This window comes from Paucibacter sp. B51, from assembly GCF_027863535.1.
Classification (GTDB): Bacteria; Pseudomonadota; Gammaproteobacteria; order Burkholderiales; family Burkholderiaceae_C; genus Paucibacter_A; species Paucibacter_A aquatilis.
Map to the genome: position 1 here is coordinate 3,860,170 of NZ_JAPIVN010000001.1, position 15,726 is coordinate 3,875,895.

The 15,726-nt window shown below is 64.4% G+C and carries 12 protein-coding genes; 1 reads left to right on the top strand and 11 read right to left on the bottom strand.

Annotation, left to right across the window (positions count from 1 at the left end; all coding sequences use genetic code 11):
- Positions 1–158 precede the first annotated feature (158 nt).
- The 11 genes from OOB33_RS16380 to OOB33_RS16430 all read right to left on the bottom strand — a co-directional run bounded on the left by OOB33_RS16380 (position 159) and on the right by OOB33_RS16430 (position 14,093).
- Positions 159–737 (bottom strand): YopT-type cysteine protease domain-containing protein, encoded by a 579-nt coding sequence (locus OOB33_RS16380; protein WP_271009451.1) that lies wholly within the window; start codon positions 735–737, stop codon positions 159–161.
- Positions 738–831: 94 nt separating this feature from the next.
- Entirely contained in the window at positions 832–3,564 is a 2,733-nt protein-coding gene (gene tssH / locus OOB33_RS16385) for a type VI secretion system ATPase TssH (RefSeq protein WP_271009452.1), read from the bottom strand.
- A 73-nt stretch (positions 3,565–3,637) separates the two neighbouring features.
- Positions 3,638–4,687, bottom strand: coding sequence for a type VI secretion system baseplate subunit TssG (gene tssG, locus OOB33_RS16390; protein ID WP_271009453.1), 1,050 nt, complete (start codon positions 4,685–4,687; stop codon positions 3,638–3,640).
- An 8-nt stretch (positions 4,688–4,695) separates the two neighbouring features.
- Positions 4,696–6,585 carry a type VI secretion system baseplate subunit TssF gene (gene tssF, locus OOB33_RS16395; protein ID WP_271009454.1) on the bottom strand — a complete coding sequence of 630 codons (1,890 nt, stop codon included), beginning with the start codon at positions 6,583–6,585 and terminating at the stop codon, positions 4,696–4,698.
- A 12-nt stretch (positions 6,586–6,597) separates the two neighbouring features.
- Positions 6,598–7,104, bottom strand: coding sequence for a type VI secretion system baseplate subunit TssE (gene tssE, locus OOB33_RS16400; RefSeq protein WP_271009455.1), 507 nt, complete (start codon positions 7,102–7,104; stop codon positions 6,598–6,600).
- A 23-nt stretch (positions 7,105–7,127) separates the two neighbouring features.
- On the bottom strand, positions 7,128–7,970 hold the full coding sequence (locus OOB33_RS16405; protein ID WP_271009456.1) for a type VI secretion system accessory protein TagJ: 843 nt from the start codon (positions 7,968–7,970) through the stop codon (positions 7,128–7,130).
- Positions 7,971–8,281: 311 nt separating this feature from the next.
- Positions 8,282–8,761 (bottom strand): Hcp family type VI secretion system effector, encoded by a 480-nt coding sequence (locus OOB33_RS16410; protein WP_271009457.1) that lies wholly within the window; start codon positions 8,759–8,761, stop codon positions 8,282–8,284.
- Positions 8,762–8,892: 131 nt separating this feature from the next.
- The gene (tssC, locus tag OOB33_RS16415) at positions 8,893–10,383 is read right to left on the bottom strand and encodes a type VI secretion system contractile sheath large subunit (RefSeq protein WP_271009458.1); all 1,491 of its coding nucleotides are present in this window, start codon (positions 10,381–10,383) and stop codon (positions 8,893–8,895) included.
- Between the two features lie 44 nt (positions 10,384–10,427).
- On the bottom strand, positions 10,428–10,925 hold the full coding sequence (gene tssB, locus OOB33_RS16420; RefSeq protein WP_102766659.1) for a type VI secretion system contractile sheath small subunit: 498 nt from the start codon (positions 10,923–10,925) through the stop codon (positions 10,428–10,430).
- Positions 10,926–11,003: 78 nt separating this feature from the next.
- Positions 11,004–12,047: a type VI secretion system protein TssA gene (gene tssA, locus OOB33_RS16425; RefSeq protein WP_271009459.1), complete on the bottom strand. Its 1,044-nt coding sequence runs from the start codon at positions 12,045–12,047 to the stop codon at positions 11,004–11,006.
- A gap of 39 nt (positions 12,048–12,086) precedes the next feature.
- Positions 12,087–14,093 carry a serine/threonine-protein kinase gene (locus tag OOB33_RS16430; protein WP_271009460.1) on the bottom strand — a complete coding sequence of 669 codons (2,007 nt, stop codon included), beginning with the start codon at positions 14,091–14,093 and terminating at the stop codon, positions 12,087–12,089.
- An 811-nt stretch (positions 14,094–14,904) separates the two neighbouring features.
- Between OOB33_RS16430 and OOB33_RS16435 the strand changes: the two genes are divergently transcribed.
- Positions 14,905–15,678 (top strand): hypothetical protein, encoded by a 774-nt coding sequence (locus tag OOB33_RS16435; protein WP_271009461.1) that lies wholly within the window; start codon positions 14,905–14,907, stop codon positions 15,676–15,678.
- Positions 15,679–15,726: the final 48 nt, after the last annotated feature.

Consider the following 15,726-nt stretch of genomic DNA (forward strand, 5'->3'; position numbering starts at 1 on the left):
GTGAAAGCAAGACTGAATCAAATTGAAATATATGGAGGCAGCTGTAGAGCCTCGCACCTCACTATTGATGAATTAGCTAATGAGTTGCCCCGAGGTTTCAAGGGCCACGGGTTCAAAATTTATGACCCCAAGGCCTACCGGGCGCGATACTGATAATTCTACTTCACCCAAATCACACCCATTCTTGATGAATCATATACACCAGCATCAAGAAAACTCTCCAAGAACAAAACAAACTTCAATGAGTCAGGAAACTTTGCAAAGCCAAAATTTGGATCAAAGTAGATGTACTGACCGTTTTGTATTGCGACTGCAGTCGCATGAGAACCTGAATAGAGTGCCAAGTAGCTTAACCCCGACGGGGATTTGACGCAGTTTTTCGCAACAGTATTTGGAATTGCGGAAGTCAGTACGGCGGAGCACCGACGCATAGCGACTTTGCTAAGCGCATTATCAATTCCCTCTATACCGTTGGAGTTGTCCGCCCCGAAAATTGCTAGCCTCTCGGCGTAGCAGTACAAGGCCCCATCGGTTTCAGCCCCTTTTTCAGATAACTTGCTCTCCTTTGTGCCCATTCTTTCTGTAGCCAAGAATGCAATGCTCAGTCCACCGCAAATTCCGTTTTGAGCCGCCAGTCCAGATGACATTGACGCCCAGTTTTTGCTTAGACCTTTTCCTTGATTAAATCTTCTAAATTTCCCGCCATGCTCATCTGCAAGTGAACTAAAAATGCTCATGAAAATCTCCGTGTAGATATTGACAAAACATGAGGAGCGAATTAGGGCAATCGCGGAGTCCTGAAAAGCAAATTGCCGCCACTAGAAAATTCTGTCATTTAAATGTGTATACAAACTGCCCTTCAGCTACATCCACCGCCACCCCAGTAATGTCGTTCCCCTCCATCATCCGCGTCAGGAACTGACGTGAGATATCCGGCAGCATGGTGTTGGTCAAAATTGCATCAATCATTCGCCCACCAGATTCAGATTCCGTGCAACGCGAAACCACCAGTTTCACCACCTCGTCTGAATACTCGAACGGAATCTTGTAGCGCGCCTCCACCCGCTTCTTGATGCGGTTCAGCTGCAGGCGAACGATCTGCCCCAGCATTTCATCGGACAGCGGGTAATAGGGAATCGCGACCAAACGGCCCAGCAAGGCCGGCGGGAAGATCTTCAGCAGCGGCTCGCGCAATGCCTTGGCCATGCCCTCGGGGTCGGGCATCAAATCCGGGTCTTTGCACAGGCCGGCAATCAAGTCGGTGCCAGCGTTGGTCGTCAGCAGAATCAGCGTGTTCTTGAAGTCGATGAAGCGCCCTTCGCCGTCTTCCATAAAGCCTTTGTCGAAGACCTGGAAGAACATCTCGTGGACGTCGGGGTGGGCTTTTTCCACCTCGTCCAGCAGCACCACGCTGTAGGGTTTGCGGCGCACGGCTTCGGTCAGCACGCCGCCTTCGCCGTAACCCACATAGCCCGGAGGCGCGCCCTTGAGCGTGCTGACCGTGTGGGCTTCCTGGTACTCGCTCATATTGATGGTGATGAGGTTTTGCTCACCGCCGTAGAGCGCTTCGGCCAGGGCCAGGGCCGTTTCGGTCTTGCCCACGCCCGAGGTGCCGGCCAGCATGAAGACGCCGATCGGTTTGCTCGGGTTGTCCAGGCCGGCGCGGCTGGTCTGGATGCGCTTGGCGATCATCTCCATCGCGTGGTCCTGGCCGATCACGCGCTGGCCCAGATGCTCGGCCACCTTGAGAATCGTCTCGATCTCGTTGCGGGCCATGCGGCCGACCGGGATGCCGGTCCAGTCGCCCACCACCGCGGCCACGGCCTGGTAGTCCACCGTAGGCAGGATCAGCGGGTTCTCGCCCTGCAGCGCGGCCAGCTTTTCCTGCACGGCGTTCAGCTGTGTCAACAGGCCTTGGCGCTCGGCTTCGCGGTCGCTGTCGGTCAGGCCTTCGGCTGCGGCTTCCGCGGCGGCGTCGGCCTCCAGCTTGCTGCCCGTGCCCTCGACCGGGCGGATGCCGGCACGCAGCTTGCCGCGCAGATCCAGCAGCTGGTCGACCAGGGCTTTTTCTTCGCCCCAGCGCAGGTCCAGCGCTGCCAGGCGGGCGCGCTCTTCGGCCAGGGCGAGCGACGCCTCTTCCTCGCGCTTGCCGATGGCGATGCCAATGGCCTTCTCGCGGGCGATGATGCCCAGCTCCACTTCCAGCGCTTCGATGCGCTTGCGGCTGTCGTCCACCTCGGCGGGCGTGGCATGGAGGCTCACGGCCACGCGTGCGCAGGCGGTGTCCAGCAGGCTGACGCTCTTGTCGGGCAGTTGGCGGGCCGGGATGTAGCGGTGGCTGAGCTTGACGGCGGCTTCCAGCGCTTCATCGAGGATCTGCACCTGGTGGTGCTTTTCCATGGTGCTGGCCACGCCGCGCATCATCAGGATGGCCTTGGGCTCGTCGGGCTCGTCCACCTGCACGGTCTGGAAGCGGCGGGTCAGGGCCGGGTCCTTCTCGATGTGCTTCTTGTACTCGGCAAAAGTGGTGGCGCCGATGGTGCGCAGGGTGCCGCGGGCCAGGGCCGGCTTCAGCAGATTGGCTGCGTCGCCCGTGCCGGCCGCGCCGCCGGCGCCGACCAGGGTGTGGGTTTCGTCGATGAACAGGATGATGGGCTTGGGGCTGGCCTGCACCTCGTCGATGACGGAGCGCAGGCGCTGCTCGAACTCGCCCTTCATGCTGGCGCCGGCCTGCAGCAGGCCCACGTCGAGCGCGCGCAGTTCCACCTCCTTGAGGCTGGGCGGCACGTCGCCACGGGCAATGCGCTGGGCAAAGCCTTCGACCACGGCCGTCTTGCCCACGCCGGCCTCGCCGACAAGGATGGGGTTGTTCTGGCGCCGGCGCATGAGGATGTCCACCACCTGGCGGATTTCGTCATCGCGGCCGACGATGGGGTCCATCTTGCCGTTGCGCGCTTGCTCGGTCAGGTCGACGGTGAACTTCTTCAAGGCTTCCTGCTTGCCCATGGCCGCCGGGGCCATGGCGCCGCTCTCTTCGCCCGGGCTGCTGCCTGCGGCAGAGGAGCCATCGGTGGCGCCCTGCCCTTCCTCGGGCGAACCGGCCAGCACCTGGGCCAGGCGGTCGCTCAGGTCCTCGACCTTGAGCTTTTCGAACTGGCGGCTGATGGCGATCAGCGCATTGCGCAGGGTCTTGGTCTTGAGCATGCCCACCAGCACATAGCCGGTGCGCACGGTGTTGTCGCCATAAAGCAGCGTGCCGTAGACCCAGCCGCGCTCGATGGAATCGGCGATGTTCTCGGCAATGTCCGAGATGCTGGTGGCGCCACGCGGCAGGCGGTCGAGCGCGGCCGTCAAGTCCTTGGCCAGGGCGGCGGTGTCGAGCTCGCCGAACTTGATGATGCGGTGCCAGTCCGAGTCGGCGAGCTGCAGGATCTGCGCAATCCAGTGCTCCAGCTCGACATAGGGGTTGCCGCGCAGCTTGCAGAAGACGGTGGCGCCCTCAACCGCTTTGTAGGCGGTGCTGTTCAACTTGCCGAAGAGGGTCACGCGGTTGATGTCCGCCATGGTGAATCCTTTGACTGGTAGGAAAGAAGAAGACGACGAAACGTGGTCGGATGAATCAAGTCGAGCAGCGCCGCTACAGCGGGCTCGACCTGGGTTGAAGACGAAGCTCGGCCGGCTCGGCGCGCGCGTGCGGGCGCCCCAGCCAGCTGGTCCAGCCCAGCCGGCTGCTGCGGCCCAGCCGGCATGCGGGCACCTGCTCGGGCTTGAGGGTCAGGGCCAGGTCCCAGCCGTACTCCAGGCCGATGTACTGGTGCACCAGGGCTTGCAGCGCCGGCAGGGCCGAGCCCACCGGCAGCAAGGCCTCGAAGGCCGGCAGGTCCAGCGGGCCGATGTGGATGCGGAAATGGTGCTGGCGGTCATACACCGCCCGGCCCAGCACGGCGCTGACGCCAAGCTGGTGGGTCGAATGGCGGCGCGAGGCGCCCTTGCGGCTTTGGCGTTGCAGGCGGGTGCGCTCCTGCGCCTGCAGCGGCATCCAGCGACCCACGAACTGTTCGATGCGCGCCTGCATGCCCAGATAGGCGCTCAGCAGCTGGCTCAGGCCATCGGCATTGCGGGCCTGGCGCGCCTGCACCTGGGCATGGGCCAGGCGCGCATGGTCGGGCGCCGCGTCGCGCCCCTGCCAGGCTTCGCCGGCCACGCCCATCAAGGCGCCAACAAAGCCGGCAAAGCGATCATCCTTGGGGCGATCGAGGTTGACGGTGGGCTTGCCTTGCGCCCAGGCGCGATAGAACAGCAGCAGCAGGCGGTGATGGAAGAGATCGGCGAAGCGCGCGAAGGTCTCGTCACCCTTGTGCAGCTTGCGCTCATGCGCATAGGCGGTCAGGTGCAGCGGCAAGGGGCCGTTGGGGCCGAAGAGTCCGAAGAAGTTCACTTCCAGGCGCGGCCGGCCGCTGCGGTCCTGCAAATTCAGTGCATGCAGGCTGCTGGGCGCAAAGGCCAGGCTGGTGTTCTGTCCGAGTCGCAGCGGCTCGTCCACGGGGCGCTTGGCCGTTCCCAAGCCCGGCAGGTCTTGATGGTAGGCATCGATCAGGCGCAGCGCCTGGAAGAAGTCATAGCGGTGCGGTGCCGCAGCGATGTCCGCAATCGGGTCGGCACGGCGAGGGGCTTGTGGCGCGTTCATGGCGGGCTTCAGAGAATGGCCCGGGCGCCCACGCGGGGGCGGCCTTGCAAGATGTCGCCGCGCGCCGGCGAGTGCAGGCGCAGCTGGGTGAAGCCGTTGAGCGAGACATGGCGGGCCACATAACGCTCCAACACCAGGCCCAGCAGGAAAGCGCTGCCGCCTTCGAACGCGTGGTCGTCGATCTCCACCTTCACATCGACACCGCGGCCGAAGGTGATGGGGCCGGCCATGGGCAGACGACGCACCACGGACGACAAGCTCACCGAGCGCACGCCCTCGATCTGCCGCTGCGCGGCGGCATCGCCGCTAGCCGCATACAGATGCAGGATCTGGCGCAGCGCAGCGGCGCCTTGCTGGGCATCGGTGTCGGTCAGCGACAGGTGGTTCAGCGAGAGCTGGTTGATCAGCTTCCAGGCCACATTGCCTTCACGCATGGCGGTCTGTGGCCGCGACGGCCCCTTGATCACCTGGATCATCTTGACCGGCGCGGTCTGATGCAGGGTCAGGTCTCCCTTGGCCTGGCCGGTGGGCATGAGGATGGGCAGATCGCGGTTGGTGCAAAGCGCCCGCACTGAAAGCTGGCGCAGCTCGGCCGGAAAGGGCGCCTCCTTGGGGTCCACCACCGAGATGTAGACCTCGCTGCCGATGTAGCTGGTGCGCGGGCCTTCGCGGGTCTGGTGCTGCGACAGCAGGCGCGGCAGGCGTTGCACCGAGTAGTAGGCGGGGTGCTTGCGGCTTTCGGTGTGGAAGGCGTTGTAGAGCGGCAGGAACTGCCAGTCCGAGGCGCCCCCTTTGGACACACCGCTCTCGCCGTAGCCATTGACCTCGAGAATCGAATGCACCTCGTAGTCCATCGGCCGGGTTCGATCGGGCACCACGTGGTACTCGAACTCGCCGGTTTGTGCCTGGATGCGATCGCAGCGGCGCTCCAGCAAATTGACGGCCGGCACGCAGTGCAAGGCCAGACTCTCGGCATCGACGGACTGCAACAAGGCATTGTCAGCGCGCGAGAACAGGATGACGATGTCCACCTCCTGCTCGCTGTGCGAGCGCAAGGCATCGCCGAGCTCGTGAATGTCAAAGAACAGGAAGCGCTGCGGCAGGGCAAAGTACTCCTGCAGCAGGCGGTAGCCCTGGAATCCCTGCAGGGTCTGGGGCAGCAAGGCCTCCTCGTCCTCGAAGCCCGCCGGGCTCAGGCACTCGGCATCCAGGGTTTCGAACCAGGCCCCAGAGCGCTGCGCCGGCAGCACGAAGACGCCCAGCGCATGGCCGCAAATCAGCTCGTGCAATCGGAAGGCCGTGTCATCCAGCCCTGCGCAATGCAGGCGCAGGCTGTCGAGGCTCAGCTTGGAGAAATCGGTCTCGGCCGTGCAGCGCAGGCGGATGCGCAAGCCCGAACGGTATTTGCGCCACTCGGGCACAGACGCCAGGGGCAAGTCCGCCGCCTGCTGAAAATACTCGACCTGACCGATCTCCAGCGGCCACATCGTCAGCGCATGGGCGGTGCGGAACTCGCAGGCCGTGAGGCCGCTTTTGCCCGGCTGGCTTTGCATCACGCTGCCGCGCTCCAAGCGCAGACCGGTGGCCAGGCTGGGGTCCTTGAGGTCGGGCGTCAGCTTGGCGATCAGCATGGACGGCGTCGGCGCCAGGAACTGCGGGTAGATGATTTCCAGCAGGGCCTGGGTGAAACGCGGGAACTCGGCGTCGAGCTTGAGCTGGATGCGGCCGGCCAGGAAGGCGAAGCCCTCCAGCAGTCGCTCGACATAGGGATCGGTGACCTCCAGGCCTTCCAGGCCCAGGCGGGCGGCGATCTTGGGAAACTGCTGGGCAAACTCGCCGCCCATCTCGCGCAGATGACGCAGTTCCTCGTTGTAGTAGCGGAGCAGGCGGGGATCCATGGCCAGGCTTCTTCAGCGGTCCAGTTCGCGCACGGCGACCCGGCCGGTTTCGAGATCGATGTCGGTCTTCAGCAGCAGCTCCAGGGGCACGGGTTGAGCCCAGAGCTGGCCGGCGATGCGAAAGCCGATCTGGTTGTGGTGGTCCAGCTGCTGGGCCGAGACCACGGCTTCGACGACCAGGGTCTCGGGCAGGATGCGCGGCTCATGGTCAAGGATGGCCTGGCGCACGTTCTGCTGCAGCTGGAGCAGGTCGACATTGGAGACGCTGCAGCCTGAGAGCGGCGGCAGGCCAAACCTCAGCACTGAGCGCCGAGCGAGCTGAGCGCCACTCCAGTCAATGTGTTCGGTAGGAGAGCTGGCATTGAACAGCCAGGCCAGATCGCGAAGCACCATCTCACGTAGCTGAGCGCGCCCGATAACGCGACTGTCGGCGCTTTCAACCGACGAATTCGGTTCGTCGTCAGTCAAGCGGTCCAGCAGTGCGGGCTGGAGCCGGTCTCGGGCGCGCAACTGGGCCATGGCAGCAAGCTCGTGGGCGTGCGTCAGGCGCTGGCCGCCGCCGGAGGCGCTGCGCTGTCATCCGCGGATTCGTGCACGACCACGGTCCGCACATCCATCAGCGCGAACTCTTCGCCGTCGGTGGACCAGAGTCGCTGACCCAGGCCGATGTAGTTGTCCGGGCCTCGCTCGCGCCATTCGGTGGCGCGGGACAAGGCCAGGGCATCGCCGGCCGCCAGGTCGGTATCGGGATAGCGCGTGGGGATCAGGCCCACGACTTCGCCGCCGTTGGTGAACATGAAGTGCGCGGGCATCCAGATGGCATCGCGCAAGTCCTGTGGTGGATCGATCTCCACACGCGCCAGCCGGTTCCAGGGCAGCCAGTAGTACTTGCCGTTGATGATGGCTTCGATCACCGGGCCGAGACGGCTGTCGCCATCGGCGATCCAGCTGAAGGGCTGCTCATTGATGCTGCCAGTGCTGGCCGGGGCCTGCTCCAGGGCCTGAGCGCGCAGCGCTTGTCCAGCGGCCACGTCGCCCTGCCCTTCACGCAGCAAGGCCTCGATCAGCAAAGCCACCCAGGTTTCCGGCTCACCAAAGAGCATGGGCACTTTTTCGCCGGCAAACACCTTCATGCGCAGCGCCTCGCAGGCGATGGCCTCGCGGTAGGTCTGCACCATGGGCAGCATGCCGGCATCCAGCTCCAGTGCCACATTGAGTTGGTTGAGCGCACGCTCCCACTGCCCGCAAACGCACAGGAGCTGAAAGAGAAAAACACGCAACTTCGCATCCTGGGGATTGGCACGAATCTGCTCGCTCAAGGACTTGAGCGCTGCCGCTGCGTCTCCCTTCTTGAGGGCCAATTCGGCGAGGCTAGAGTGGGCCATGTGGGAATTCCGTTAGCAAGCGTGCAGGAAGGAAAGGAGAGGGAACTGATAGGAAAGAAGAGTCCGCAACGCCGAGCACAATTGCCTTATCAGCACTGCAGCGCAGGCGCAAGAAACAGGCCAGTTCGGGCCGCGACGGCCACTGACGGTTCGAGATCGTTGAATCGCGCTGGGCGAGGCTCGTGGCTTGAGCCAGAGCGAAGAGACAGCCGGAAGCTTTGCAAGCTGCAGATGGCTCAAATCGTGGCGCACTGCTCACGCTTCGCCGCTTCCCGGTGCGGCAGAAGCCGCAACCGGGAGCCGAGTTCGAATTACTTCGAGTTTGCTGCGATGTCGTAGGTGAAGGGCAGCGGGGTGTCACCCGAGCCATCCGGCTTCTGCGGCACGTATGAGAACTTGATCTTGGCGAAGTTCAGGCTGATGTTCTCGGTCAAGCGATCCTCGCCACCCGAGCCGCCAGTGCTCACCGAAGTGACCAGCACTTCGGTCAATTCGATGATGATGTACTCAAGCGGGCTGGAACCGGCCTTGCGGACGATCAGCTTGGCCGTGTCGATGTGCTTGCCTGTAGCACAGCTGTCCAGCAATGCATGCGAAGCCTTGTCCACGTACTTGGTGATCGAGATGTCCTGGAAGTTGGCTTTGCCAGCGCCGCCGCCGCCGCCAGCGTGGAAAGTGCCACTGTTCGAAACGCCCCAGCTCCAGGCAAGGATGTCGATCTCGCCTGCGTGCTTCTTGTCCTTGGATTCACCCTTGATGCCTGCGAGGCTCAAAAACATGTCAACGGCCATGACATTCTCCTATTCAGCCCCTGTGGGGCGGTTAAAAAGTAACGAGAGGGAAAACAGGTGCGCCTTCGATGGAAAGAACGAAGAGACGCATCCCACAAACTGCGGGGCTCTCGCCCTGCGCTTTTTCTTGCTTAGGCCGCCTTGGCCGAAGGAAGCTTGGACACCAGCCGCAGCGACACGGTCAGGCCTTCGAGCTGGTAGTGCGGACGCAGATAGAACTTCGAGCTGTAGTAGCCCGGGTTGCTCGGGTCTTCTTCCACCACCACCTCGGCGGCCGACAGTGGATGGCTGGCCTTGTACTCTTCCGAAGAGCGGGCCGGATCTCCGTCCACGTACTGGGTGATCCACTGCGACAGCCAGCGCTGCACTTCCTCGCGTTCCTTGAAGGAGCCGATCTTGTCGCGCACGATGCACTTCAGGTAGTGCGCGAAACGGCAGGTGGCAAAGAGGTAAGGCAGGCGCGCAGCCAGGTTGGCGTTGGCGGTGGCGTCCGGGTCGTCGTACTCGGCCGGCTTGTGCAGAGACTGGGCGCCGATGAAGGCGGCGAAGTCGCTGTTCTTGCGATGCACCAGGGGCATGAAGCCGTTCTTGGCCAGCTCAGCTTCGCGGCGGTCTTCGATCGCGATCTCGGTCGGGCACTTCATGTCCACGCCGCCGTCATCGGTCGGGAAGGTGTGGGTGGGCAGGTTCTGCACGGCGCCGCCCGATTCAATGCCGCGGATGCGTGTGCACCAGCCGCTTTCCTTGAAGGAGCGGTTGATGTTGGTGGCCATGGCGTAGGCGGCGTTGGCCCAGGTGTACTTGCCGTGGTCGGCCGAACCGGTGTCTTCCTCGAAATCGAAGGCCTCGACCGGGTTGGTCTTGGCACCGTAAGGCAGGCGCGAGAGGAAGCGCGGCATGGCCAGGCCGATGTACTTGGAGTCTTCCGACTCACGCAGCGAGCGCCAGGCGGCGTAGTCGGGCGTGGAGAAGATCTTGGTCAGGTCGCGCGGGTTGGCGAGCTCCTGCCATGAGTCCATTTGCAGCAGCGTGGGCGAACCGCCGGTGATGAAGGGCGCATGGGCCGCAGCGGCGATCTTGGCCATTTCCGACAGCAGCTCCACATCGGGCGCGCTTTGGTCAAAGTGGTAGTCGCCCACCAGGCAGCCGAAGGGCTCGCCACCAAACTGGCTGAACTCTTCGGAGTAGATCTTCTTGAAGATCGGGCTCTGGTCCCAGTTGGTTCCCTTGTAACGCTTGAGCGTCTTGCCGAGTTCGGCCTTGGACACATTCATCACGCGGATCTTCAGCGACTCGTCGGTCTCGGTGTTGTTCACCATGTAGTGCAGACCACGCCAGGCACCCTCAAGCTTCTGGAACTCCTGGTGGTGCAGGATCAGATTGATCTGATCGGACAGCTTCTTGTCGATGGCGGCAATCATGGCCTCGATCGAGGACACCACATCGCTGCCGATCAGCTGGGTCTGGGCCAGGGCCTGCTGGGCCAGGGTCTGCACGGCCTGCTCGACGGCGCCTTTGGCATCATCGGACTTGGGCTTGAATTCCTTCTGCAGCAAGGAGGCCAGGTCGCTGCCTTCGAAGCTGACGCCAGCCAGCGCGGCGGAGGCTTGGGTTTCTGCCATATCGTTCTCTCCTACTCGTGTCTTTGATGTCGCGGCCGTGTGCTTCAGGCGTCGCTGGGCTTGGCGGTGGCGGCCAGAGAGCCCAGCAGGGCCGGGTCGGCCATCAGCTTGCCGATCAGCTCTTCGGCACCGCCCTTGCCGTCCATATAGGTGACCAGGTTCTGCAGTTGCTGGCGGGCTTCGAGCAGCTTGCTCAGCGAATCGACCTTGCGGGCCACGGCGTCGGGCGAGAAGTCATCCATGCTGTCAAACGTGATGTCCACGCTCAGATTGCCTTCGCCGGTCAAGGTGTTGGGCACCTGAATCGCCACGCGCGGCTTCATGGCCTTCATGCGGGCGTCGAAGTTGTCGACATCGACTTCCAGGAACTTGCGATCGGCCACCGGGGCCAGAGGCTCGGCCGGGTTGCCCGACAGATCTGCCAGCACACCCATGACGAAGGGCAACTGCACCTTCTTCTCGGCGCCATAGACCTCGACGTCATATTCGATCTGCACCCGCGGTGCGCGATTGCGGGCGATGAACTTTTGGCTGCTACTCATTCCAGGCTCCTGTGCGACGTAGAAGAAATTCAAGACATTCGCGGCTTCAGGGTCTCAGGTTTGCCGCGAATTGGGGGATCACGAGTTGTCGGTGTTGTAGGGGTCAATGCCCACCAAACCAGCGACGCCGGCCAAGGCATCGGGGGCCAACATCTTCACCAGCTGGAGGAAGTTTTGGTTGATCAATTCACTGCCTCGACGCAAAAACAAGGGGGCGGGATTCGAGGGCTCGACACGCTCCAGATACTCGCAAACCATGGCGATGGCTTTCAGCGCATCCTCGCGCGAGTTGACACTGCCGGACAGTCCCCGCTCCTGCGTCCTAACGCCTGAAGACATGGACTGCTCGCCATCGTCGGAAGTATCTGACGCTCCTGCCAGATCGTGCGCTTCTGCGGGAAAAGTACCGAAGACTCCCTGCACCAGGCTTTGCAGCGGGCGCAGATCGGGCGCGAGCTCATGCCCCAGCTTGTCCAGCAGCAGCGTGCGCAGCGCTTTCAGCTGTTCCTGCGCGGCCTCGCAGGCGGCGCGCAGCCCGGGCCGCTTGGCCTCCGCGGCGGCGGCCATCTGGCTCAAGGCCGCGGTGCTCACCACATCCTCACCTTCGCGCGCCGGCGACAAGCCCAGCGCCACTTCCACATGTCGGCCCGTGACCAGGCCGATGCTGCGATCTTCGATCAGACGCGCTTCGCGCAGGTCTCCGATCAGGCCCTCGACTTCCCGCAGCAAGGTCAGGGCGTTGACGCGGGCATAGGGGTCGCCATCGTCAGGGTCGGGCAAGGGATGCACATGGTCCCACAGCGCTTCGATCATGCTGCGCAGCAGTTCCAGCCCCGGGGCCAGGCTCGCATAGCCTTGCAGATGCACCAGCGAGCGCATCCAGAGGATGGCGATGCGCAAGTCGCGGCTGCGCTCCAGCAGCGCCTCCGAGAGCTCCATTACCTCGCGCCAGGCAGGCGGCTCGGCCGGACCGAACTGCGACTCCGGCTTGCCGGCCGCCGCCCGGCTCAAAGTCAGAAAGTCGTTGTCATACTCGAGGTCAGGGCCGCAAGGCGCACTGTCGTCCGCCAAAGGCGCGGACCACAGCGCGATCTTCTCGCGCGCTTGTTCGATCTCACTCATTTCACCCACCTTGTTTCAAGCATTGGCCATCTCCTCACTTCAGCGCACCACATCGGCATGGAAGCGCGCGGCCCCGTAGTCATCGCAAGCCTGAGCCGTGCAGCCCACGCTGCGGCCCAAGAGAAGCGGCGGGCTGCCCGCAGCCAGACCGCGCATCAGGCTTGAAGCCTGCTCGCCCGTGGGCAGCTTCAAGAACACGTCCTCGCGCTCGCTGCTCAGGGCGCTGTAGTCGCGAGGTTGGGCGCTGACGATGACCAGGAACTCCTGGCGGCCCGGCGGCTCTGCCGCATCGACCGGCCAGGACTTGGGCGGCAGCTCCAACTCCTGACCCGCCTTGACCTTGAGTTGGGGAATCTGCGCATTCGGCAGGAACTGCAGCAAGGAACCATCCTGGCCCAGCAGCAGCACCTGGACGTGACCCTCGCGGGCCGACCTGATCCGGAAAGACAGACGATCCTTGCCGATCACAAACTGCTCGCGCGCCAGGCGGACCTCCACCGCAAAGCCCGGGCTTTGCCGCTGCAGCACATCCTCAAAGGCTTGCGCGGGCTCGAAGCGCGGCAGCGCGGTTGCTGCGCCCTCGCTCGGCGGCGCAGCTGTGAGGCTCGGTGGCGCGCTGGCGGCCGAGGCACCGCTCGACAGCACGGCAGTGCTGTCTTTGGGTGCAGCGCCCGGCCCACCCTGACCGCCCAACCAGGCTGTGAGACCCAGCCCCGCCAGTCCCAAAGCTGCACCCAGGGCCAACCAACGCTTGCGCCCAGCCCCGGCGCCTGTGTCCGCCGCAGCTGTTCGGCTGGGCGCATGCACGGCGCCAGTTGTGGCGGCTGTGCTCGCGGGCGCGGCCTTGGCGCGCGCGGCGCCCGGGGTGGAAGCAGATGCTCCATCGTCCAGCGCCGATGGCGCTGAGTCAGGGTCCGACTCATGGCCGCTCAGTGCGCGCAGGCCCAGGTCCTGGCGCAGCGCGGCGATTGACGCGGTCCGGTCCTCCGGCCGCACGCGCAAGGCCCGGTCCAGGGCCTGCAAAAACTGCGGGCTGTAGCGGCCAGCGGCTGCCTGTTCCAGCGGCACATAGCTGTCGCTCATCAAGCGGCTGACCGAGGTGGGCGGCGTGCGGCCCATGATGGCGAAATGCATCGATGCCGCCAGGGCATAGACGTCGGTCCAGGGGCCCTGCTTCATATTGGGCGCCTCGGCGTACTGCTCCACCGGGGCATAGCCGGGCTTGAGAATCACGGTCAGGGCCTGCGTCATGTCGCCGATGACCCGGCGTGCCGCGCCGAAATCGAGCAGCAGCGGCTTCTGGCGCTCACCGACCAGGATGACGTTGTCGGGGGCGATGTCGCGGTGAAAGCAGTTCTGCGTGTGGATCACGGCCAGCGCCTCGGTCAGGGGCGCGAGCAGGCCCATGAGCCAGGCTTCGCTGGGCGGTTCGCCCAGCTCGCGCAGCTTGTCCTTGAGCGTGATGCCCTCGTAGAAGGGCATGACCATATAGGCCGTGCCATTTGCTTCCCAGAAGCGGTAGACCTTGACCAGGGAGGGATGGTCGAACGAAGCCAGCAGCTTGGCTTCGTTCACAAAGCTCTTGAGGCCCGCCTCGAAGGTGTCGCGGTGGCGCTCGGACTTGACCTGAACCTGGGTGTTGCCCAGGCGCGCCGACAAGGCCGCAGGCATGTACTCCTTGAGGGCCACGCGCCGCTCGAGGGAATGGTCCCAGGCCAGGTAGACGATGCCAAAGCCCCCTTCCCCCAACACCCCGGTCAGCTCGAACTCCCCGAGGTAGGTGCCCAAGGGCAAGGCGTTGCCGCTGTCGCCCGCACTCGATGCAGAGGAGGTCCGCGAGCTGGCGGCTGATGGGGAGGCAGATGGAGAGGTCGGCGCCAGCGCCGGAGCCTGTGCACGCGCGGCCAAGTCCGCAGCGCTCACCGGGGCCTGGGGCGAGATCAAGGTCGCCATATCGGCCAGTCCAGACGTCGGCGCCGGGCCGGCGGGTGGCGACTTCAAAGGCCGGATGACCGTGCGATCGTCATCGGAGTTATCACTGCTCATGGCGTGCTGGCTGACCCCTGCTCTTGTTCCCCGCATTTGCGTGTGTCGTGAATTCTGATTGACGAAAGTGACGCTCATGGGCCTCCAGACCCCAGTCGTGAATAAGCACGCGAATGGCCGCTGTTCGCGCCCTGCGCGGCCGACTATGGTGTGGGGCGCATGGCGACGCTGCGCCGTCCGGGCACCCGAGGGCCAGGCCCGAGCGGCGCCATTGCGCAAGCCATAGCCACCCATCCAGGTCTTTCGAGCGAAGAAGCGAACGTGTGTGATGCCCGCGCCATCGGCCCCAGGCCGGATGCCCTGAACCCAAGCCCTCTGCCAGGGGCGGAGCCTGCCTGTGCCGATTGAACGCGATGGCGGCTCGCGATTGAGAGCGTTCAAATCGACCGAGGCGGAAGCCTCGCAGTCCGGAGCCTCCACGCCCGCGCGTCGGCGGCTCGGCCCCAGACGTCGGCGTCCCAGGGCCGATGAGGCTGAACGACCCCAGCCGTTCAGCGCCACTGCAACGACCTCACCCGTAACTCCCACACCCTCACCGCCCCCACCTTCACTGCGCGGCCGGGCTTCCGATGCAGCCGTTCATCCCGCAGCGCTGCCCCGGGCCGGTGCGCGGCGTCAGGCGCTGATGTGGGGCGCAGCGGGTCTGATCCTGGCGATCAGCGCTGGCCTGGCCTACCAGCGCTGGGCCTCACTCGCAGGGGCTGGCGCGCCCCAAGAAACAGCGGCGGCGGAGCCTGCATCTCCGGCTGCCCGCGCAGCCTCGGCAGCGGCACCGGCCCTCGCCACAGCATCAAGGCAGGAGCCGGTTCCAGTGCTGAGCCTGGCGGACATCCTGGCCCACGATGGCCGGGGTTCGGGGTGGCAGCTCGCCCGCTTGCGCGACAAGCCCTCGATCCTGATCCTGGAGTTCCCCAGCCTGCTGGAGCAGGGCCTGGCCTTGAATCGCGCCGCGGCCTTCATCGAGAAGAAGCACAGCGCTGGCGGCGCGGTCTTGGGCGATGCCGAGATGCAGCGGCTGCTGGCCCGTTCGGGCGATTCGGTGGCGACCTTCTACTTCGGCCATGACTACAGCGCCGAGCAGTTGCAGCGCTTTTTTGCCCAGGCCCAAGTGCAGGGCCTGAAGCTCAATGCCCAGGAGCTCAAGCTGCAGAGCTTGCTGCAGGCGCAGGGCTTGCTGACGGCCACGGCTGCAGCCCCGTCAACGGCGAGCCCGCAGGCCCTGGTCAGCTTCACGGCCGTGCAGCAGGACGACCCGGCCACCCCCAGCGATGAGCAGGTCGATGCCTTGCGCCGTGAGTCGACCCTGCGGCATGAGCTCAGCCATGGCGAGTTTTTCACCAACCCGGATTACCAGCGCCGCTGCTGGGCGTTCTGGCAACAGGGCCTGAACGAAGCTGAGCGTGCCCGCTTCCGCAGCCTGCTCTCCAGCATGGACTACGACCCGGGCAACGAGGCCTTGATGGTCAACGAAACCCAAGCCCTGCTGATGCACACGCCCGATCAGCGTGCTTTCAACGCCAGCAGCCTGGGCGTGACGGAGGCGCAGCTGCAAGCGCTGCGCGAACGCTTTCGTCAGCAGCCCTGAGAAGATCGACGAGGGGCGCGAGCAGGCCCGCCTCAGCGGCGGGCCCGA